This is a genomic window from Kitasatospora purpeofusca (assembly GCF_000718025.1).
Classification (GTDB): domain Bacteria; phylum Actinomycetota; class Actinomycetes; order Streptomycetales; family Streptomycetaceae; genus Kitasatospora; species Kitasatospora purpeofusca.
Genome location: NZ_JODS01000014.1, coordinates 90,214 through 110,631, shown reverse-complemented (window position 1 = coordinate 110,631; position 20,418 = coordinate 90,214). Strand labels below are relative to the sequence as shown.

Sequence of the window (20,418 nt, the reverse complement as noted above, 5' to 3'; positions counted from 1 at the left end):
AGCCCTCTCGCCCCGGAGAAAGGCGCCAGAAGCAGTGGCCGACCGCCTCATTGTGCGCGGTGCTCGCGAGCACAACCTCAAGAACGTCTCGCTCGACCTGCCCCGCGACTCCCTCATCGTCTTCACGGGCCTCTCCGGCTCCGGCAAGTCCTCGCTGGCCTTCGACACCATCTTCGCGGAGGGCCAGCGCCGCTACGTCGAGTCGCTGTCCTCCTACGCCCGGCAGTTCCTGGGCCAGATGGACAAGCCGGACGTCGACTTCATCGAGGGCCTCTCCCCGGCCGTCTCGATCGACCAGAAGTCCACCAACCGCAACCCCCGCTCGACCGTCGGCACCATCACCGAGGTCTACGACTACCTGCGGCTGCTGTTCGCCCGGATCGGCAAGCCGCACTGCCCGCACTGCGGCCGCCCGATCGCCAAGCAGTCCCCGCAGGCCATCGTCGACAAGGTGCTGGAGCTCGCCGAGGGCACCCGCTTCCAGGTCCTCAGCCCGGTGGTGCGCGAGCGCAAGGGCGAGTTCGCCGACCTCTTCGCCGACCTCCAGTCCAAGGGCTACGCCCGGGCCCGGGTGGACGGCGAGACGGTCCAGCTCGCCGAGCCGCCCAAGCTGAAGAAGCAGGAGAAGCACACCGTCGAGGTGGTCGTCGACCGCCTCACCGTCAAGGACAGCGCCAAGCGCCGGCTGACCGACTCGGTGGAGACGGCCCTGCGGCTGAGCGGCGGCATGGTCGTGCTCGACTTCGTCGACCTCCCGGAGGACGACCCCGAGCGCGAGCGGATGTACTCCGAGCACCTCTACTGCCCGTACGACGACGTGTCGTTCGAGGAGCTGGAGCCGCGCTCGTTCTCCTTCAACTCGCCGTTCGGCGCCTGCCCGGACTGCTCCGGCCTCGGCAACCGGATGGAGGTGGACCCGGAGCTGGTGGTGCCCGACGACGAGCGCTCGCTGGACGAGGGCGCCATCCACCCCTGGTCCGGCGGCCACACCAAGGAGTACTTCCAGCGGCTGATCGACGCCCTCTCCGGCGAGCTGGGCTTCCGTACCGACATCCCCTGGGCCGGGCTCCCGGCCCGCGCCAAGAAGGCGCTGCTGTACGGCCACAAGCACCAGGTCGAGGTCCGCTACCGCAACCGCTACGGGCGCGACCGCTCCTACACCACCGGCTTCGAGGGCGCGGTGCCCTTCATCCAGCGCCGCCACCAGGAGGCCGAGAGCGACTCCAGCCGGGAGCGCTTCGAGGGCTACATGCGCGAGGTGCCCTGCCCGACCTGCCAGGGCAGCCGGCTCAAGCCGGTGGTGCTGGCGGTCACCGTCGAGGGCCGCTCGATCGCGGACGTCTCCTCGATGTCGATCAGCGACTGCTCCGACTTCCTCGGCGCGATGAAGCTGAACGCCCGGGACAAGCAGATCGCCGAGCGGGTCCTCAAGGAGGTCAACGAGCGGCTGCGCTTCCTGGTCGACGTCGGCCTGGACTACCTCTCGCTGGACCGCGCGGCCGGCACCCTCTCCGGCGGCGAGGCCCAGCGGATCCGGCTCGCCACCCAGATCGGCTCCGGCCTGGTCGGCGTGCTCTACGTGCTGGACGAGCCGTCGATCGGCCTGCACCAGCGCGACAACCACCGGCTGATCGAGACCCTGGTCCGGCTCCGCGACATCGGGAACACCCTGATCGTCGTCGAGCACGACGAGGACACCATCAAGATGGCCGACTGGGTGGTCGACATCGGCCCCGGCGCCGGCGAGCACGGCGGCAAGGTGGTGCACTCCGGCTCGCTGAAGCAGCTGCTCGCCAACAAGGAGTCCCTCACCGGCCAGTACCTGTCCGGCAAGCGGAGCATCCCGATCCCGGCCGCCCGCCGCGCCCGGGACAAGAAGCGCCAGCTCACCGTGCACGGCGCCCGCGAGCACAACCTCAAGGACGTCACGGTCGGCTTCCCGCTCGGCACCTTCACCGCGATCACCGGTGTCTCCGGCTCGGGCAAGTCCACCCTGGTCAACGACATCCTCTACACCCACCTCGCCCGGGAGCTGAACGGCGCCCGCACGGTGCCCGGCCGGCACACCCGGATCACCGGCACCGACCTGGTGGACAAGGTGGTGCACGTCGACCAGTCGCCGATCGGCCGCACCCCGCGCTCCAACCCGGCCACCTACACCGGCGTCTTCGACCACGTCCGGCGGCTGTTCGCGGAGACCCAGGAGGCCAAGGTCCGCGGCTACCTGCCCGGCCGGTTCTCGTTCAACGTCAAGGGCGGCCGCTGCGAGAACTGCTCCGGCGACGGCACCATCAAGATCGAGATGAACTTCCTGCCGGACGTCTACGTCCCGTGCGAGGTCTGCCACGGCGCCCGCTACAACCGGGAGACGCTGGAGGTCCACTACAAGGGCCGCTCCATCGCCGAGGTGCTGGACATGCCGATCGAGGAGGCGCTCGACTTCTTCGAGGCCGTCCCGGCGATCGCCCGGCACCTGCGCACGCTCAACGACGTCGGCCTCGGCTACGTCCGGCTCGGCCAGTCCGCGCCGACCCTCTCCGGCGGCGAGGCCCAGCGGGTGAAGCTCGCCTCCGAGCTGCAGAAGCGCTCCACCGGCCGGACGGTCTACGTGCTGGACGAGCCCACCACCGGCCTCCACTTCGAGGACATCAGCAAGCTGATCAAGGTGCTCTCCGGCCTGGTGGACAAGGGCAACACGGTCATCGTCATCGAGCACAACCTCGACGTCATCAAGACCGCGGACTGGATCGTCGACATGGGCCCCGAGGGAGGCTCCGGCGGCGGCTCCGTGGTCGCCGAGGGCACCCCCGAGGAGATCGCGGCCGTCTCCGAGAGCCACACCGGCAAGTTCCTCCGGGACATCCTGCCGGGCGGCTTCGAGGAGGCCCCGGCCGCGCCGACCAAGGCCAAGACCCCCCGCAAGCGCGCCGCGGCGGCGCGCAAGTAGCGGACGGGCCTCGCCGCCCGCCTCCGCCCGCCCCCGGCACCCCGGGGGCGGGCGGAGGCGCGCCGCATAGAATTCCGGGCGGCCCGCAGCCGCGAAGCCGCCGCCGAACGCCGCCGCCGAAACCAGGAGCACCCTCATGTCCGAGGCCCCCGAGAGTCCCGCCCCCTCCCGCCGCACCCTGCTCTGCGGGGCCGCGGCCGTCCTCGCCGCCGGCGGCACCGTCGCCGTCACCGGCTGCGCCTCGACCTCCTCCGGCTCCGACTCCGCCGCCAAGACCCCGGTCGACCTCGGCCCGGCCTCCGGCGTCCCGGTCGGCGGCGGCACCGTCTTCCGCGAGAAGAAGATCGTCGTCACCCAGCCCGCCGAGGGCCAGTACAAGGCGTTCAGCGCCAAGTGCACCCACGCCGGCTGCATCGTCGACCAGGTCAAGAACCAGAAGATCCAATGCCCCTGTCACGGCAGCATGTTCGGCATCACCGACGGCGCCGTGCAGGACGGCCCGGCCCCGACCCCGCTGCCCGCGTACGACGTGGTGGTCGAGGGCGGCAACCTCAAGGTGACCCCGCGCTGAAGCAGTTGATCTCCCGCACGCGCCCCCGGCCCGAGTCGGTACGGTGGACCCATGGCTGACCCGTCCACCTACCGTCCGGCGCCGGGTGCGATCCCGACCTCGCCCGGTGTCTACAAGTTCCGCGACGCCCACGGGCGGGTCATCTACGTAGGCAAGGCCAAGAGCCTCCGGCCCCGGCTGTCCTCCTACTTCCAGGACCTCGCCGGACTCCACCCGCGCACCGCGACCATGGTCACCACCGCCGCCTCGGTGGAGTGGACCGTCGTCGCCACCGAGGTCGAGGCGCTCCAGCTGGAGTACTCCTGGATCAAGGAGTTCGACCCCCGGTTCAACGTCAAGTACCGGGACGACAAGAGCTATCCGGAACTCGCGGTCACCCTCAACGAGGAGTTCCCGCGGGTCCAGGTGATGCGCGGCGCGCACCGCAAGGGCGTGCGCTACTTCGGCCCCTACGGCCACGCCTGGGCGATCCGCGAGACCGTCGACCTGCTGCTGCGCGTCTTCCCCGTCCGCACCTGCTCCAACGGCGTCTTCAAGCGCGCCGCCCAGGTCGGCCGCCCCTGCCTGCTCGGCTACATCGGCAAGTGCGCCGCGCCCTGCGTGGGCCGGATCACGCCGGAGGACCACCGGGCGCTGGCCGAGGACTTCTGCGACTTCATGGCCGGGCGCACCGGCAACTACCTGCGCCGGCTGGAGACCGAGATGCAGGAGGCCGCCGCCGACCTGGAGTACGAGAAGGCCGCCCGGCTGCGCGACGACATCGGCGCCCTCAAGCGGGCCATGGAGAAGAACGCCATCGTGCTCGCCGACGCGACCGACGCCGACCTGCTGGCCGTCGCCGAGGACGAACTCGAGGCGGCCGTCCAGATCTTCCACGTCCGCGGCGGCCGGGTCCGGGGCCAGCGCGGCTGGGTCACCGACAAGGTCGAGGACGTCGACACCGCCGGCCTGGTCGAGCACGCCCTCCAGCAGCTCTACGGCGGCGTCGGCGGCGGCGCCGAGGACCGCGGCGAGGCCGTCCCGCGCGAGGTGCTCGTCCCCGCGCTGCCCGACCCGGTCGAGCCGGTGCGGGAGTGGCTGGGCGGGCTGCGCGGCGCCCAGGTGGACCTGCGCATCCCCCAGCGCGGCGACAAGAAGGACCTCATGGCCACCGTGCAGCGCAACGCCCAGCAGGCGCTGGCGCTGCACAAGACCAAGCGCGCCTCCGACCTCACCACCCGCAGCCGCGCCCTGCAGGAGATCACCGACGCGCTGGAGCTGGACAGCGTCCCGCTGCGGATCGAGTGCTTCGACATCTCCCACCTCCAGGGCGAGGACGTGGTCGCCTCGATGGTGGTCTTCGAGGACGGCCTGGCCCGCAAGAGCGAGTACCGCCGCTTCGAGATCAAGGGCTTCGAGGGCCAGGACGACGTCCGCTCGATGCACGAGGTGATCAGCCGCAGGTTCCGCCGCTACCTCCAGGAGCGCGAGCGCACCGGCGAGTGGGCCGTCCCCGAGGAGGGCCCCGAGGACGCCGCGGACGGCACCGGTGCCGGTGTCGACGGCACCGGCACCGGCGTCGACACCCGCGCCGAGGACGGCCGCCCCCGGCGCTTCGCCTACCCGCCGCAGCTGCTGGTCGTCGACGGCGGACAGCCCCAGGTCGCCGCCGCCCAGCGGGCCCTGGACGAACTCGGCATCGACGACATCGCGCTGTGCGGCCTGGCCAAGCGCCTGGAGGAGGTCTGGCTGCCCGGCGAGGACGACCCGGTGGTGCTCCCGCGCAGCAGCGAGGGCCTCTACCTGCTCCAGCGGGTCCGCGACGAGGCCCACCGCTTCGCCATCGGCTACCAGCGCGGCAAGCGTTCCAAGCGACTCACCGCCGGAGAACTGGACTCCGTCCCCGGCCTCGGCGAGACTCGCCGTCAGGCGCTGCTCAAGCACTTCGGCTCGCTCAAGAAGCTCCGGGCGGCCACCGTCGACGAACTCTGCGCGGTCCCCGGCATCGGCCGGCGGACGGCGGAGACCGTTGCGGCGGCGTTGTCGTCCCGTACACCTGCCGCACCAGCCGTGAACACCGCCACGGGCGAGATCATCGAGGACGACGCCGACGAGCCGGCGCCCGCGGCGCCCGAGACCGCACCCATCCAGGAGACGCCATGACGGCCGACGCCGCCCGTCAGCCGGCGTGCCCCGCGCCCACTCGTCCGAGTGGCGCCGGGAAGCATGCCCGCGCGACGCGCGTTCTCCACAGCAGAACCACCGAGAGCGGGGAACCGAAGTGACCGTGTCCGATTACGGGGGCACCGCCCGGCCGGAGGCCGGCGGCGAGAACACCCCGGAGCTGGTGATCATCTCCGGCATGTCCGGGGCGGGCCGCTCCACCGCCGCCAAGTGCCTGGAGGACCTGGGCTGGTTCGTGGTGGACAACCTGCCGCCGGCCCTCATCCCGACCATGGTCGACCTCGGAGCCCGCTCCCAGGGCAACGTCGCCCGGATCGGCGCCGTGGTGGACGTCCGCGGCCGGCAGTTCTTCGACGACCTGCTGACCTCGCTGGACGAGCTGGAGAAGCGCGGCGTGCGGCTGCGCGTCGTCTTCCTCGACTCCTCCGACGACGCCCTGGTCCGCCGCTTCGAGAGCGTGCGCCGCCCGCACCCGCTCCAGGGCGACGGCCGGATCGTCGACGGCATCGCCCAGGAGCGCGAGCTGCTGCGCGAGCTCCGCGGCGAGGCCGACCTGGTGATCGACACCTCCAACCTCAACGTCCACCAGCTGCGGGCCAAGCTCGACGCCCAGTTCGCCGACCACGACGAGCCCGAGCTGCGCGCCACCGTGATGTCCTTCGGCTTCAAGTACGGCCTGCCGGTCGACGCCGACCTCGTGGTGGACTGCCGCTTCCTGCCGAACCCGCACTGGGTGCCCGAGCTGCGGGCCAGGACCGGCACCGACGCGGACGTCGCCGACTACGTGTTCCAGCAGCCCGGGGCCAACGAGTTCCTCAACGGCTACGCCGAGCTGCTGCGCATTGTCACCGAGGGCTATCGCCGCGAGGGGAAGCGTTACATGACCCTTGCCGTAGGCTGCACCGGTGGCAAGCACCGCAGCGTCGCGATGTCCGAGCGGCTGACGAAGCGTCTGATCGCGGACGGTGTGGAAACGGTGCTCGTCCACCGTGACATGGGACGGGAGTAGCCGCCGCACCCCCTGCCGGGCCGCCGGTGGAGGTCGGCGGCCCGGCAAGAGGAACGCGAGGTAGGTGTGACGGGATACGTGCCCGGGCGGCAGCTGCAGAACAAGACCGCCGACCGGAGCGGGACCACGGCCAGGTCGATCGTGACCGGCCGATCCCGCACCGGGGCGGCCCGCACCGGCCCGGCCCGTCCCCACCAGGCCCCCAGGAGCAGTCAGGCCCCGCGGATCACCGCGCTCGGCGGCGGCCAGGGCCTGTCGGCCTCGCTCTCCGCGCTGCGCCGGCTCACCACCGACCTCACCGCGGTGGTGACCGTCGCCGACGACGGCGGCTCCAGCGGCCGGCTCCGCGAGGAGCTCGGAGTGCTGCCCCCCGGCGACCTCCGCAAGGCGCTCGCCGCGCTCTGCGGCGACGACGACTGGGGCCGGACCTGGTCCGAGGTGATCCAGCAGCGCTTCACCGGCACCGGCGAGCTGGGCGGCCACGCGGTCGGCAACCTGCTGATCGTCGCGCTCTGGGAGAAGCTCGGGGACCCGGTGGCGGCCCTGGACTGGGTCGGCCGGCTGCTCAACGTCCAGGGGCGGGTGCTGCCGATGTCGGCGGTCCCGCTGGACATCGAGGCGATAGTCCGGGGGCACGACCCGGCCTTCCCCACCGAGCTGGGCGCCGTCCGCGGCCAGGCCAGCGTGGCGGTCACTCCCGGCACCGTGCAGTCCGTCCGGCTCGTTCCGGACGAGCCGCCCGCCGTGCCGGAGGCGGTCACCGCGGTCCGGGAGGCGGACTGGGTCGTCCTGGGCCCCGGCTCCTGGTTCACCAGCGTGCTGCCGCACCTGCTGGTGCCCGAGCTGGTCAAGGCCCTGGTGGAGACCCGCGCCCGCCGCCTGCTCACCCTGAACCTCGCCCCGCAGCCCGGCGAGACCGAGGGCTTCACCCCGCAGCGTCATCTGGATGTCATCGCCGACCACGCCCCCGCGCTCGCGGTGGATGCGATCCTGGTGGACGAGCGCGCCGTCACCGGCGGTGCCTTCGGCCAGGCCGACCTGGCCGGCCTGGAGAAGGCGGCCGAGCGAATGGGAGCCGCACTGGTGCTCGGGCGGGTCGCCCGTACCGACGGCACGCCGCGACACGACCCGGAGCTCTTGGCGGCCGCGTACGACCGGATTTTCCGGACACATGGAAGGATCGGGCCATGGCGATGACTCCAGCGGTGAAGGACGAAATCAGCCGGCTCCCGGTCACCCGGGCCTGCTGCCGCAAGGCGGAGGTGTCGGCGATCCTGCGTTTCGCGGGCGGGCTGCACATCGTGAGCGGCCGCATCGTGATCGAGGCGGAGCTCGACACCGGAGCCGCCGCCCGGCGCCTGCGCAAGGACCTGCTGGAGATCTTCGGACACTCCTCGGACCTGGTCGTGATGGCCCCCGGCGGCCTGCGGCGCGGCAGCCGCTACGTGGTCCGGGTGGTCAAGGACGGCGAGCTGCTCGCCCGCCAGACCGGGCTCGTGGACGGCCGAGGTCGCCCGATCCGCGGTCTGCCCCCGGCCGTCGTCTCCGGCGCCACCTGCGACGCCGAGGCGGCCTGGCGCGGCGCCTTCCTGGCCCACGGCTCGCTCACCGAGCCCGGCCGCTCGTCCTCGCTGGAGATCACCTGTCCCGGTTCGGAGGCCGCCCTCGCCCTGGTCGGCGCCGCCCGCCGGCTCGGCATCCCCGCCAAGGCCCGCGAGGTGCGCGGCGTGGACCGGGTGGTGATCCGCGACGGCGACGCGATCGGCGCGCTGCTCACCCGGCTCGGCGCGCACGAGTCGGTGCTGGCCTGGGAGGAGCGCCGGATGCGGCGCGAGGTGCGGGCCACCGCCAACCGGCTGGCCAACTTCGACGACGCCAACCTGCGCCGCTCGGCCCGGGCCGCGGTCGCGGCCGGCGCCCGGGTGGCCCGCGCGCTGGAGATCCTCGGCGAGGAGGTGCCCGAGCACCTGGCCGCCGCCGGCCAGCTGCGGATGCAGCACAAGCAGGCCTCGCTGGAGGAGCTGGGCGCGCTCGCCGACCCGCCGCTGACCAAGGACGCGGTGGCCGGCCGGATCCGCCGACTGCTGGCGATGGCCGACAAGCGCGCCTCCGAGCTCGGACTGCCGAGCACCGAGGCCAACCTCACCGACGAGATGGCGCTCAGCTGACGCCTCCCGCCGACCGGATCCGGCCGGGGTCTTGACGATCGCACCCGGAGATGATCTCTGCGCCGGTGCCCGCCAACGCGGGCACCGGCGCAGTCGTGTCCGGGGGTTGGAACGGGCCGTTGCGGCGGCCCTCGCGCGGGTCGGGACCAACTGCCCGGACGGGCAAGGCCGGACGGCCCGAAATCGGTGGGAACACGCGCCACGCCAGGGGTTGCGCATTCGCCTGATGTGCTCCACCCGGCCTCGGAGGGGTAGGGTCATAGGCGGTCGGGGACATCCCAAAATTCCACCCCGTCGGCATAGCGTCCGGCGTACCTAACGAGGAGATCGGTTCGTGACGATCCGGGTAGGCATCAACGGATTCGGCCGCATCGGCCGCAACTTCTTCCGTGCGGTTAAGTCCCAGGGCGCGGACATCGAGATCGTCGGCGTCAATGACCTGACCGACACCAAGACCCTGGCGCACCTGCTCAAGTACGACTCGATCCTGGGCACCTTCCCGGGCGAGGTGTCCCACACCGCGGACAGCATCACGGTCGACGGCACGACCTTCAAGGTCATCGCCGAGCGCGACCCGGCCAACCTCCCCTGGGGCGAGCTGGGTGTCGACATCGTCATCGAGTCGACCGGCATCTTCACCAAGGCCGAGGCGGCGAAGAAGCACGTCACGGCCGGCGCGAAGAAGGTCATCATCTCGGCGCCCGCCACCGACGAGGACATCACCATCGTCATGGGCGTCAACGACGAGAAGTACGACGGTGCCAAGCACACCGTCATCTCCAACGCCTCCTGCACCACCAACTGTGTGGCGCCGCTGGCCAAGGTGCTGAACGAGAACTTCGGCATCGTCAAGGGTCTGATGACCACGGTGCACGCGTACACCAACGACCAGGTCACCCTGGACTTCCCGCACAAGGACCTGCGTCGCGCCCGCGCCGCGGCCCTCAACATCATCCCGACCTCGACGGGTGCCGCCAAGGCCACCGCCCTGGTCCTCCCGGAGCTCAAGGGCAAGCTGGACGGCACCTCGCTGCGCGTCCCGGTCCCGACCGGCTCGATCACCGACCTGGTGGTCACCCTGGAGCGCGACGTCACCGTCGCCGAGGTCAACGAGGCTTTCCAGAAGGCCTCCGAGACCACCCTCAAGGGCATCCTGCAGTACACCGAGGACCCGATCGTCTCCTCCGACATCGTGAACTCGCCGTTCTCCACGATCTTCGACTCGCTGATGACCATGGTCCAGGGCAACCAGGTCAAGGTCTTCGGCTGGTACGACAACGAGTGGGGCTACTCGAACCGCCTCGTCAACCTGACCACCCTCGTCGGTGCCGGGCTCTGACGCAGCGGGAGCTGACGTGAAGTAGGGGGGAGGGCCCGGAAGGCATGTGCGAAGCCGACCGGGCCCTCCGTCTGCGCACCCTCAACTCCCCTTTGACGGCCCGCTGTTGTGCCGTCGCCTGCTCCACCATCTCGCCAGGAGACCGAAGACCGTGAAGACCATCGAAGATCTGGACGTCGCCGGCCGGCGCGTGTTCGTGCGCGCGGACCTGAACGTCCCGCTGTCCGGCGGCACGATCACCGACGACGGCCGGATCCGCGCCGTCGCCCCGACCATCGCCAAGCTCGTCGAGCGCGGGGCGAAGGTCGTCGTCGCCTCCCACCTCGGCCGCCCCAAGGGCGAGCCGGACCCGCAGTTCTCCCTCGCGCCGGTGGCCGCCCGCCTCGGCGAGATCCTCGGCAGGCCGGTCGCGTTCGCGACCGACACCGTGGGCGAGAGCGCGAAGGCCACCGTCGCCGCCCTGGCCGACGGCGAGGTCACGCTGCTCGAGAACCTGCGCTTCAACGCCGGTGAGACCAGCAAGGACGATGCCGAGCGCGGCGCCTTCGCCGACGAGCTGGCCGGCCTCGCCGACCTCTACGTCGGTGACGGCTTCGGTGCGGTGCACCGCAAGCACGCCTCGGTGTTCGACCTGCCGGCCCGCCTGCCGCACGCGGTCGGCGACCTGATCGCCACCGAGGTCGGCGTCCTCAAGCGCCTCACCGAGGAGGTCGAGCGCCCGTACGTGGTGGTGCTCGGCGGCTCCAAGGTCTCCGACAAGGTCGGCGTGATCGACAACCTGCTCGGCAAGGCCGACCGCATCCTGATCGGCGGCGGCATGGCGTTCACCTTCCTCAAGGCCAAGGGCTACGAGGTCGGCAGCTCGCTGCTGCAGGAGGACCAGATCCCGACGGTGCTGGACTACCTCAAGCGCGGTGAGGAGAACGGCGTCGAGTTCGTGCTGCCGGTGGACGTCGCGGTCGCCGGGTCGTTCCCGGACGTCAAGACGCAGGCGCCGGTCGAGGATTTCGCCGTCGTCGCCGACGACGCCATTCCGGCGGGCACGCTGGGCCTGGACATCGGCCCCCGCTCCGGCGCGCTGTTCGCGGAGAAGCTGGCCGACGCGAAGACGGTGTTCTGGAACGGCCCGATGGGCGTCTTCGAGCACCCGGCCTTCGCCGACGGCACCCGGGCCGTCACCCAGGCCCTGATCGACAGCGACGGGTTCACCGTGGTCGGTGGCGGCGACTCCGCCGCGGCCGTCCGCATCCTGGGCTTCGACGAGACGAAGTTCGGACACATCTCGACCGGCGGTGGCGCGAGCCTCGAATACCTGGAGGGCAAGACCCTCCCCGGTCTCGCCGCACTGGAAGGCTGAATCACGCATGACTGAGCGTCTCCCGCTGATGGCGGGCAACTGGAAGATGAACCTCAACCACCTCGAGGCCATCCAGCACACCCAGAAGCTGGCCTTCGCGCTGGCCGACAAGGACTACGAGGCGGTCGAGGTGGCCGTCCTCGTGCCGTTCACCGACCTGCGTTCGGTGCAGACCCTGGTCGACGGCGACAAGCTGAAGATCAAGTTCGGCTCGCAGGACATCTCGCAGTACGACGGCGGCGCCTACACCGGCGAGATCTCCGGCCCGATGCTGTCCAAGCTGAAGTGCACCTACGCGGTGATCGGGCACTCCGAGCGCCGCGAGTACCACAACGAGACCGACGAGCTGGTCAACGCCAAGGTCAAGGCCGCCTACCGGAACGGGATCACCCCGATCCTGTGCATCGGTGAGCCGCTGGAGATCCGCAAGGCCGGCACCCACGTCGAGTACACCCTGGCCCAGCTCGACGGCGGCCTGAAGGACGTCCCGGCCGACCAGGCCGAGTCCGTGGTCGTCGCCTACGAGCCGGTCTGGGCGATCGGCACCGGCGAGGTGGCGACCCCCGAGGACGCCCAGGAGGTCTGCGCCGCGATCCGCGCGCGGATCGCCGAGCTGTACTCCGCCGAGCTCGCGGACAAGGTCCGGGTGCTGTACGGCGGTTCGGTCAAGTCGTCGAGCGCGGCCGGCCTGATGGCCAAGCCGGACGTCGACGGCGGCCTGGTCGGCGGTGCCTCCCTGGACGCCGAGGAGTTCGTCAAGATCGTGCGGTACCGTGAGCAGGCAGTAGGCTAACGCCGCCGCAGCAACGTAGGCTTTGGGGCCGGACCACCTGGCGTGGTCCGGCCCCTTCGCCGAAGATACGAGAGAGTTGGTCCCGCCGTGGTTCTCGGGTTCTCGATTGCCCTGATCGTCTTCAGCCTGCTGATGATCCTCCTGGTGCTGCTGCACAAGGGAAAGGGCGGCGGCCTGTCGGACATGTTCGGTGGCGGCGCGATGTCCACCGGCGGTGGCTCCGCGGTCGCCGAGCGCAACCTGGACCGCATCACGATCGTGGTCGGTCTGGGCTGGTTCGCCTCGCTGTTCGTACTCAGCATGGTCCTGAAGTACAAGAGCTGACATACCTCTGACGCCCCGTCGCCCCGCGGCCTATCCTGGAAGGGTCCGGGGCGGAGCCGGTGGTGGCGCATCCTTAACTCCTGCTTACACTAGGACGACTTTCGCCACCGACGCGCATCGCGGCGCGTCGGCGCACCAGCACGCAGGGAGTCAGACCGTGGCAAGTGGCAACGCCATCCGTGGCAGCAGGGTCGGAGCCGGCCCGATGGGTGAGGCGGAGCGCGGCGAATCCGCCCCCCGCAACCGGATCTCCTTCTGGTGTGCCAACAAGCACGAGACCCGGCCGAGCTTCGCGGCCGAGGCGGTCATCCCGGACACCTGGGACTGCCCGCGCTGCGGCTTCCCGGCCGGGCAGGACGAGCACAACCCGCCCGCCCCGTCCCGCAACGAGCCGTACAAGACCCACCTGGCGTACGTGCGCGAGCGGCGCACCGACGCCGACGGCGAGGCGATCCTCGCCGAGGCGCTGGCCAAGCTCCGCGGCGAGATCTGAGCAGGCGAACACCGAAGGGCGCCACCCGTGACGGGTGGCGCCCTTCGGTGTTCCCTACGACCCCTGGCCTCAGGCCGAGGCCGGGGGGTACAGCTGGGGCGGCAGCCGGTCCGCGGCGGCGCGGTCCAGCAGCCACAGGGTGCGGCCGGTGCCGTGCGCGCCGGAGGCGGGCGCCTGGAGCTCGCCCGGGCCGGACAGGGCCAGCGCGACCGCGTCCGCCTTGTCCTCGCCGGCCGCCAGCAGCCAGACCTCGCGGGCGGCCCGGATCGCCGGCAGGGTGAGCGAGATCCGGGTCGGCGGGGGCTTCGGCGCGCCGCGCACGCCGATCACCGTCAACTCGGTCTCCCGCACCCCGGGGTGCTCCGGGAACAGCGAGGCGACGTGGGTGTCCGGGCCGACGCCGAGCAGCAGCACGTCGAAGGCGGGGACCCGCAGCCGGTCGGCCGGACCGGCCGCCTTCGCGAGCTCCTCGGCGTAGCGGGCGGCCGCGGCGTCCACGTCCGAGCCGTCGACGCCGTCCGAGGCGGGCATCTCGTGCACCCGCGCCGGGTCGAGCGGGACGGCGTCCAGCAGCTCGGCGCGGGCCTGGACGGCGTTGCGCTCCGGGTCGCCGGAGGGCAGGAACCGCTCGTCGCCCCACCAGAGGTCCAGCCGCGCCCAGTCGATCGCGTCGCGCGCCGGGGAGGCGGCGATCGCGGCCAGCAGGGCGTTGCCGTTGCGTCCGCCGGTGAGCACCACCGAGGCGGCGCCGCGGGCGGCCTGGGCGTCCACGATCCGGGTGATCAGCCGGGCCGCGGCCGCCTGGGCCATCAGCTCCTTGTCCCGGTGGACGACCAGCTGCGGGGTGGCCGCGGTCATGCGCCCGCCTTCTTGGCGCCGCGCTTGGCGGCGCCCTTGCGGGCCCCGGCCTCCGGGGCGGTGGCGGCGGCGGTCTCCTCGGCCACGGCCTCGTCGACGGCCGCGGCGGCGCTGGCGGCCGCGGCCGCCACCTCGGCGGTGTCCCGCTCCTTGAGCCGCTCCACCGGGGTGCGGACGGCCACCGCGTAGATGTCGTCCGGGTCGAGCCGGCGGAGCTCCTCGGCGATCAGCTCCGAGGTCTCGCGCCGCTTGAGCGCCACCTGGCGGTCCGGCGAGCGGGGCATCGAGAGCGTGCCCAGCAGGCCGTCCGGGCGGTCCAGGGTGATGTCCCCGTCCGTGGTGCGCAGGTGCACCGCGGTGATGCCCGGGCCGCTGGTGACGACCCGCTCGACCGGCACGTGCAGCCGGTTGTGCAGCCACAGGCCGAGCAGCTCCACGCTGGGGTTGTACGACTCGCCCTCGACCACCGCGGAGGTGATCGTGGACGGCCGCTGGTCCAGCGCGGCGGCCAGCATCGAGCGCCAGCCGGTGATCCGGGTCCAGGCCAGGTCGGTGTCGCCCGGGGTGTAGCTCTGGGCCCGCTGGGCGAGCTGGCCGACCGGGGACTCGGCGGTGACCGCGTCGGTGATCCGGCGCTGGGCGAGCGCGCCGAGCGGGTCCTGCGCCGGGTGCAGCGGCGCGTTCTCCGGCCACCAGACCACGACCGGGGCGTCCGGCAGCAGCAGCGGCAGGACGACCGACTGGGCGTGCGCGGCGAGTTCGCCGTGCATGCGCAGGACGACCGTCTCGCCGGAGCCGGCGTCGGAGCCGACCAGGATCTCGGCGTCCAGACGGGTCTCGGCGCGGGCCCGGGGCGAGCGCCCGGCGCGCTTGATGACCGCCAGGGTGCGCGAGGGGTGCTCGCGGGAGGCGTCGTTGGCGGCCCTGAGGGCGTCGTAGGCGCTGCCCTCGTCGGTCACGATCACCAGGGTGAGCACCATGCCGGCGGCCGTCGAGCCACTGGCCCGGCGCGCCTCCATGAGCGCTGCGTTGATCTTGCTGGACGTGGTGTCCGTGAGGTCGGTCTTCATGGCCGGCGCCAGCTCCTGCCGTCTCGTGCGAGCATCTCGTCCGCCTCGGCCGGGCCCCAGGTGCCGGCCGCGTACTCGGCGGGCTTGCCGTGGGCGTCCCAGTACTTCTCGATCGGGTCGAGGATCTGCCAGGAGAGCTCGACCTCCTGGTGGCGCGGGAAGAGGTTGGCGTCGCCGAGCAGCACATCGAGGATGAGCCGCTCGTACGCCTCCGGGGAGGACTCGGTGAAGGACTCGCCGTAGGCGAAGTCCATCGTGACGTCCCGGACCTCGAAGGAGGTGCCCGGCACCTTGGAGCCGAACCGCACGGTGACGCCCTCGTCCGGCTGCACCCGGATGACCAGGGCGTTCTGCCCCAGCTCCTCGGTCGCGTAGGAGTCGAACGGCAGGTACGGGGCACGCTGGAAGACCACCGCGATCTCGGTGACCCGGCGGCCCAGCCGCTTGCCGGTGCGCAGGTAGAACGGCACTCCGGCCCAGCGGCGGTTGTTGATCTCCAGCTTGATCGCCGCGTAGGTGTCGGTCTTGGAGTCCGGGTTGATGCCGTCCTCGTCGAGGTAGCCGCCGACCTCCTCGCCGCCCTGCCAGCCGGCCGTGTACTGGGCGCGCACGGTGTGCTCGCCCAGGTCGGTCGGGAGCTTGACGGCGCTGAGCACCTTGAGCTTCTCGGCCACCAGCGCCTTCGGGTGGAAGGACGCCGGCTCCTCGATGGCGGTGAGCGCCATCAGCTGGAGCAGGTGGTTCTGGATGACGTCACGGGCGGAGCCGATGCCGTCGTAGTAGCCGGCCCGGCCGCCGATGCCGATGTCCTCGGCCATCGTGATCTGCACGTGGTCGACGTACGACCGGTTCCAGATCGGCTCGAACATCTGGTTGGCGAACCGGAGCGCCAGGATGTTCTGGACCGTCTCCTTGCCCAGGTAGTGGTCGATCCGGAAGACCTCGTCCCGGGGGAAGACCTCGTGGACGATCCGGTTCAGCTCCTGGGCGGACTCCAGGTTGTGGCCGAAGGGCTTCTCGATGACGGCGCGGCGCCAGGATCCGCTCGGCGGGTCGGCCAGCCCGTGCTTCTTGAGCTGCTGGACGACGGTCGGGAAGAACTTCGGCGGCACGGACAGGTAGAAGGCGAAGTTGCCGCCGGTGCCCTGTGCCTGGTCCAGCTCCTCGATGGTCTCGCGGAGCTTGTCGAAGGCGTCGTCGTCGCCGAAGTCGCCCTGGACGAAGCGCATGCCCTTGGCGAGCTGCTGCCAGACCTCCTCGCGGAAGGGGGTGCGGGCGTGCTCCTTGACCGCGTCGTGGACCTCCTTGGCGAAGTCCTCGTCCTCCCACTCGCGGCGGGCGAAGCCGACGAGCGAGAAGCCCGGCGGCAGCAGGCCGCGGTTGGCCAGGTCGTAGATGGCCGGCATGAGCTTCTTGCGGGAGAGGTCGCCGGTGACCCCGAAGATGACCAGGCCGGACGGCCCCGCGATGCGCGGGAGCCGCCGGTCCGAGGGGTCGCGAAGCGGGTTGACGGGTGCCGGCGGGAGGTCGTCCGCGTCCTGCACCGGGGTCAACTCGGGGAAGTCAGTGCTCACTTGATGGGCTCCGCTTTCGTGCGCCGTTCGCAGGGGGTCACTTCTCGTCGGCGAAGGAGGCGAGCGAGGCGGTGACGGTGTCGAGCAGCTCGTTCCAGGACTGCTCGAACTTCTCGACGCCCTCGTCCTCCAGCACCTGGACGACGTCGTCGTAGTCGACGCCCGCGGCGGCGATGGCGTCCATCACGGCCTTGGCGTCGGCGTAGTTGGGGACGATGGTGCCGCCGGTGACCACGCCGTGGTCGTCGGTGGCGTCCAGGGTGGCCTCGGGCATCGTGTTCACGGTGCCGGGTGCGACCAGCTCGGTGACGTAGAGGGTGTCCGGCAGCGCCGGGTCCTTGACGCCGGTGGAGGCCCAGAGCGGACGCTGCGGCTTGGCGCCGGCGGCCTCCAGGGCGACCCAGCGGGCGCTGCCGGCGCTCTTGCCGTCGACGCTGCCGAAGACCTCCTCGTACGCCTGGTAGGCGAGGCGGGCGTTGGCCAGCGCGGCCTTGGAGCGGAGCTCCTTGGCCTCGCCGCCGACCTTCTCCAGGCGCTTGTCGATCTCGGTGTCCACGCGGGACACGAAGAAGGAGGCGACCGACTCGATCTGGGAGAGGTCCAGGCCCTTGGCCTTGGCGGCCTCCAGGCCGGTCAGGTAGGCGTCCATGACGGCCTTGTAGCGCTCCAGCGAGAAGATCAGCGTGACGTTGACGCTGATGCCCTTGCCGATGACCTCGGCGATCGCGGGCAGGCCGGCCTTGGTGGCGGGGATCTTGATGAAGACGTTCGGGCGGTCGACCAGCCACCACAGCTGCTTGGCCTCGGCCACCGTCGCGGCGGTCTCGTGGGCCAGGCGCGGGTCGACCTCGATCGACACCCGGCCGTCGCGGCCGTTGGAGGCGTCGTAGACCGGGCGCAGCACGTCGGCGGCGTCACGGACGTCCGAGGTGGTGATCATGCGGACGGCCTCGTCCGTGGTCACCTTGCGGACGGCGAGGTCCTTCAGCTGGCCGTCGTAGGAGCTGTCGCCGCCGCCGATGGCCTTCTGGAAGATGGTCGGGTTGGTGGTCACGCCCACCACGTGCTTGTGCTGCACCAGCTCGGCGAGGTTGCCGCTGTTCAGCCGCTTGCGGCTGAGGTCGTCCAGCCAGATCGCCACGCCTTCGTCGCTGAGGCGCTTCAGTGCGTCGGTCATGGTGCTTCAGTCCTTACGTCTTTTGCTGCTGTGGGGTGTGTGGGGCGGACCGGGGCGCCGATGTGCGGTCGGCGCCCCGGCCCGGGTGCCGCTAGCGGTTGACGGCCTCGAGCGAGCGGAGGGCGTTGTGGGCCTCGGCGACGACGCGCTCGGCGGTGATGCCGAACTCCTCGAACAGCACCTGGTAGTCGGCGGAGGCGCCGAAGTGCTCCAGCGAGACGATCCGGCCGTGGTCGCCGACCAGCTCGCGCCAGCCCTGGGCGATGCCGGCCTCGACCGAGACGCGGGCCTTGACCGACGGCGGCAGCACGCTGTCGCGGTAGGCCTGGTCCTGCTCCTGGAACCACTCGAAGGACGGGACCGAGACGACGCGGGTGGCGATGCCCTCGGCCTCCAGGACCTCGCGGGCCTTGACGGCCAGCTGGACCTCGGAGCCGGTGCCGAGCAGGATCACCTGCGGGCTGCCGGTGGAGGCCTCGGCCAGGATGTAGCCGCCCTTCGCGGTGCCCTCGGCGGAGCCGTACACCGTGCGGTCGAAGGTCGGGACGTTCTGGCGGGTGAGGGCCAGGCCGACCGGGCCGGGGTGGGTGGTCTGGCGCTCCAGGACGGTGCGCCAGGCGACGGCGGTCTCGTTGGCGTCGGCCGGGCGGACCATGGCCAGGCCCGGGATGGCGCGCAGCGAGGCCAGGTGCTCGACCGGCTGGTGGGTCGGGCCGTCCTCGCCGAGGCCGATGGAGTCGTGCGTCCACACGTAGGTGACCGGCAGCTTCATCAGGGCGGCCAGGCGGACGGCGGGGCGCATGTAGTCGGCGAAGACCAGGAAGGTGCCGCCGAAGACGCGGGTCTTCCCGTGCAGCGCGATGCCGTTCATGGTGGAGCCCATGGCGTGCTCGCGGATGCCGAAGTGGATGGTCCGGCCGTAGGGGCTGGCCGACTTCAGCGGGTTGCCCTCGGGGAGGAAGGAGCTGTCCTCGTCGATGGTGGTGAGGTTGGACTCGGCGAGGTCGGCCGAGCCGCCCCACAGCTCCGGGATCACCGCGCCGAGGGCCTTCAGGGTCTCGCCGCTGGCCTTGCGGGTGGCGACGGCCTTGCCGGCCTCGAAGACCGGGACGGCCTTCTTCCAGCCCTCGGGCAGCTCGCCGGCCGTGATGCGGTCGAACTCGGCGGCGCGGTGCGGGTTGGCGGCGCGCCAGGCCTCGAAGGACTTCTCCCACTCGCCGCGGACGGCCTTGCCGCGCTGGACGACCAGTCGGGCGTGCTCGATGACCTGGTCGCTGACCTCGAAGGTCTTCTCCGGGTCGAAGCCCAGGACCTTCTTGGTGGCGGCGATCTCGGCGCCGCCGAGCGCGGAGCCGTGGGCCTTGGCGGTGTTCTGGGCGTCCGGGGCCGGCCAGGCGATGATCGTGCGCATAGCGATCATCGACGGGCGGGAGGTCTCGGCCTTGGCGGCGGTGAGGGCCTCGGCGAGCGCGGCGACGTCGATGTCGCCGTTGGACTTCGGGGCGACGCGCTGGACGTGCCAGCCGTACGCCTCGTAGCGCTTGAGGACGTCCTCGGAGAACGCGGTCTCGGTGTCGCCCTCGATCGAGATGTGGTTGTCGTCGTAGAGCGCGACCAGGTTGCCGAGCTTCTGGTGGCCGGCGAGCGAGGAGGCCTCGGCGGAGATGCCCTCCTCCAGGTCGCCGTCGGAGACGATGGCCCAGACGGTGTGGTCGAACGGCGACTCGCCGGCCGCGGCGTCCGGGTCGAACAGGCCGCGCTCGAAGCGGGCCGCCATCGCCATGCCCACGGCGTTGGCGATGCCCTGGCCGAGCGGGCCGGTGGTGGTCTCGACGCCGGCGGTGTGGCCGTGCTCGGGGTGACCGGGGGTGCGGCTGCCGGCGACCCGGAAGGCCTTGAGGTCGTCGAGCTCCAGGCCGTAGCCGGAGAAGTAGAGCTGGGTGTAGAGCGTCAGACTGGTGTGCCCGGGGGAGAGGACGAACCGGTCACGGCCGGCCCAGGCCGGGTCGGTCGGGTCGTGGCGCAGGAAGCGCTGGAAGATCAGGTAGGCGGCGGGGGCCAGCGACATGGCCGTCCCCGGGTGTCCGTTGCCGACCTTCTGAACCGCGTCCATCGCCAGGACGCGGGCCGTGTCGACGGTCCGGTCGTCGAGGTCCGACCACTCGAATGCATTCGGCGTCGTGCTCACCCTGTCTCAGGGCTCCTTCCGTTGTGAAGAGTGACCCCGTGAGGGACCGGGTCGGCCACGTCGCTGGGGCCGGACGCTGGGTGGTGCCGGTCACGGAGGGTAGATCCCGCTTCTGTGGGCGAGCCTACCGTCCGGCCCGGGGCTCACCCTCCGTGGTGGGACAACCCAGGCATGTTGGCAGTCATTCCCCGGACATTTCGTGGACGACCGTGCGACCGGAGGCCCGGTCCCTTTGTCCACCCTCGCCCGGATCCGTCCGGTTCGCCTCTCCGGCGCGCGGGACGGGGGACCGGCGGTCCGGGCGGGCCCGGGAGCGGCGTCGCGGACAACGTTCCTGGTCGGGGCGGCGGGGGTTCACCCGGGGGTGTGCGTTCCGCCCCGCCGGGG

At 71.6% G+C, this 20,418-nt stretch carries 16 protein-coding genes; 11 read left to right on the top strand and 5 right to left on the bottom strand.

The annotated features are described in order from the left end of the window. Positions 1 to 34: 34 nt before the first annotated feature. The 11 genes from uvrA to IF01_RS0120750 all read left to right on the top strand — a co-directional run bounded on the left by uvrA (position 35) and on the right by IF01_RS0120750 (position 13,164). Entirely contained in the window at positions 35 to 2,947 is a 2,913-nt protein-coding gene (gene uvrA / locus IF01_RS0120800) for an excinuclease ABC subunit UvrA (RefSeq protein ID WP_030394974.1), read from the top strand. 136 nt (positions 2,948 to 3,083) lie between these two features. Then, positions 3,084 to 3,518 (top strand): Rieske (2Fe-2S) protein, encoded by a 435-nt coding sequence (locus IF01_RS0120795; RefSeq protein ID WP_030394973.1) that lies wholly within the window; start codon positions 3,084 to 3,086, stop codon positions 3,516 to 3,518. Between the two features lie 51 nt (positions 3,519 to 3,569). Further along, positions 3,570 to 5,660, top strand: a complete 2,091-nt coding sequence (gene uvrC / locus IF01_RS0120790) for an excinuclease ABC subunit UvrC (protein WP_030394972.1) — start codon at positions 3,570 to 3,572, stop codon at positions 5,658 to 5,660. A gap of 118 nt (positions 5,661 to 5,778) precedes the next feature. Beyond that, the gene (rapZ, locus tag IF01_RS0120785; RefSeq protein WP_369826124.1) at positions 5,779 to 6,690 is read left to right on the top strand and encodes an RNase adapter RapZ; all 912 of its coding nucleotides are present in this window, start codon (positions 5,779 to 5,781) and stop codon (positions 6,688 to 6,690) included. 93 nt (positions 6,691 to 6,783) lie between these two features. Continuing rightward, positions 6,784 to 7,887: a gluconeogenesis factor YvcK family protein gene (locus IF01_RS0120780; RefSeq protein ID WP_094745610.1), complete on the top strand. Its 1,104-nt coding sequence runs from the start codon at positions 6,784 to 6,786 to the stop codon at positions 7,885 to 7,887. Then, complete coding sequence (gene whiA / locus IF01_RS0120775; protein WP_030394969.1) at positions 7,878 to 8,858, top strand: DNA-binding protein WhiA; 981 nt, start codon at positions 7,878 to 7,880, stop codon at positions 8,856 to 8,858. The genes IF01_RS0120780 and whiA overlap by 10 nt, the downstream gene beginning before the upstream one ends. A gap of 334 nt (positions 8,859 to 9,192) precedes the next feature. Further along, positions 9,193 to 10,197: a type I glyceraldehyde-3-phosphate dehydrogenase gene (gap, locus tag IF01_RS0120770; RefSeq protein ID WP_030394968.1), complete on the top strand. Its 1,005-nt coding sequence runs from the start codon at positions 9,193 to 9,195 to the stop codon at positions 10,195 to 10,197. 151 nt (positions 10,198 to 10,348) lie between these two features. Then, positions 10,349 to 11,554 (top strand): phosphoglycerate kinase, encoded by a 1,206-nt coding sequence (locus tag IF01_RS0120765; protein ID WP_030394967.1) that lies wholly within the window; start codon positions 10,349 to 10,351, stop codon positions 11,552 to 11,554. A 7-nt stretch (positions 11,555 to 11,561) separates the two neighbouring features. Further along, a complete protein-coding gene (tpiA, locus tag IF01_RS0120760; RefSeq protein WP_030394966.1) occupies positions 11,562 to 12,347 on the top strand; it encodes a triose-phosphate isomerase in 786 nt (261 codons plus the stop codon). Positions 12,348 to 12,434: 87 nt separating this feature from the next. After that, positions 12,435 to 12,671 (top strand): preprotein translocase subunit SecG, encoded by a 237-nt coding sequence (gene secG, locus IF01_RS0120755; protein WP_030394965.1) that lies wholly within the window; start codon positions 12,435 to 12,437, stop codon positions 12,669 to 12,671. A 205-nt stretch (positions 12,672 to 12,876) separates the two neighbouring features. After that, positions 12,877 to 13,164 carry an RNA polymerase-binding protein RbpA gene (locus tag IF01_RS0120750; protein ID WP_030308030.1) on the top strand — a complete coding sequence of 96 codons (288 nt, stop codon included), beginning with the start codon at positions 12,877 to 12,879 and terminating at the stop codon, positions 13,162 to 13,164. Between the two features lie 69 nt (positions 13,165 to 13,233). Here the strand turns inward: IF01_RS0120750 and pgl are convergent, their stop codons facing one another. The 5 genes from pgl to tkt all read right to left on the bottom strand — a co-directional run bounded on the left by pgl (position 13,234) and on the right by tkt (position 20,031). Further along, the gene (gene pgl, locus IF01_RS0120745) at positions 13,234 to 14,022 is read right to left on the bottom strand and encodes a 6-phosphogluconolactonase (protein ID WP_030394964.1); all 789 of its coding nucleotides are present in this window, start codon (positions 14,020 to 14,022) and stop codon (positions 13,234 to 13,236) included. Further along, on the bottom strand, positions 14,019 to 15,092 hold the full coding sequence (opcA, locus tag IF01_RS0120740) for a glucose-6-phosphate dehydrogenase assembly protein OpcA (RefSeq protein WP_030394963.1): 1,074 nt from the start codon (positions 15,090 to 15,092) through the stop codon (positions 14,019 to 14,021). Before opcA ends, pgl begins: the two co-directional genes overlap by 4 nt. Further along, entirely contained in the window at positions 15,089 to 16,636 is a 1,548-nt protein-coding gene (gene zwf / locus IF01_RS0120735; protein WP_030394962.1) for a glucose-6-phosphate dehydrogenase, read from the bottom strand. Before zwf ends, opcA begins: the two co-directional genes overlap by 4 nt. Before the next feature lie 67 nt (positions 16,637 to 16,703). After that, a complete protein-coding gene (gene tal, locus IF01_RS0120730) occupies positions 16,704 to 17,843 on the bottom strand; it encodes a transaldolase (protein ID WP_030394961.1) in 1,140 nt (379 codons plus the stop codon). Positions 17,844 to 17,934: 91 nt separating this feature from the next. Then, positions 17,935 to 20,031 carry a transketolase gene (gene tkt / locus IF01_RS0120725; RefSeq protein ID WP_030394960.1) on the bottom strand — a complete coding sequence of 699 codons (2,097 nt, stop codon included), beginning with the start codon at positions 20,029 to 20,031 and terminating at the stop codon, positions 17,935 to 17,937. Between the last annotated feature and the right edge of the window lie 387 nt (positions 20,032 to 20,418).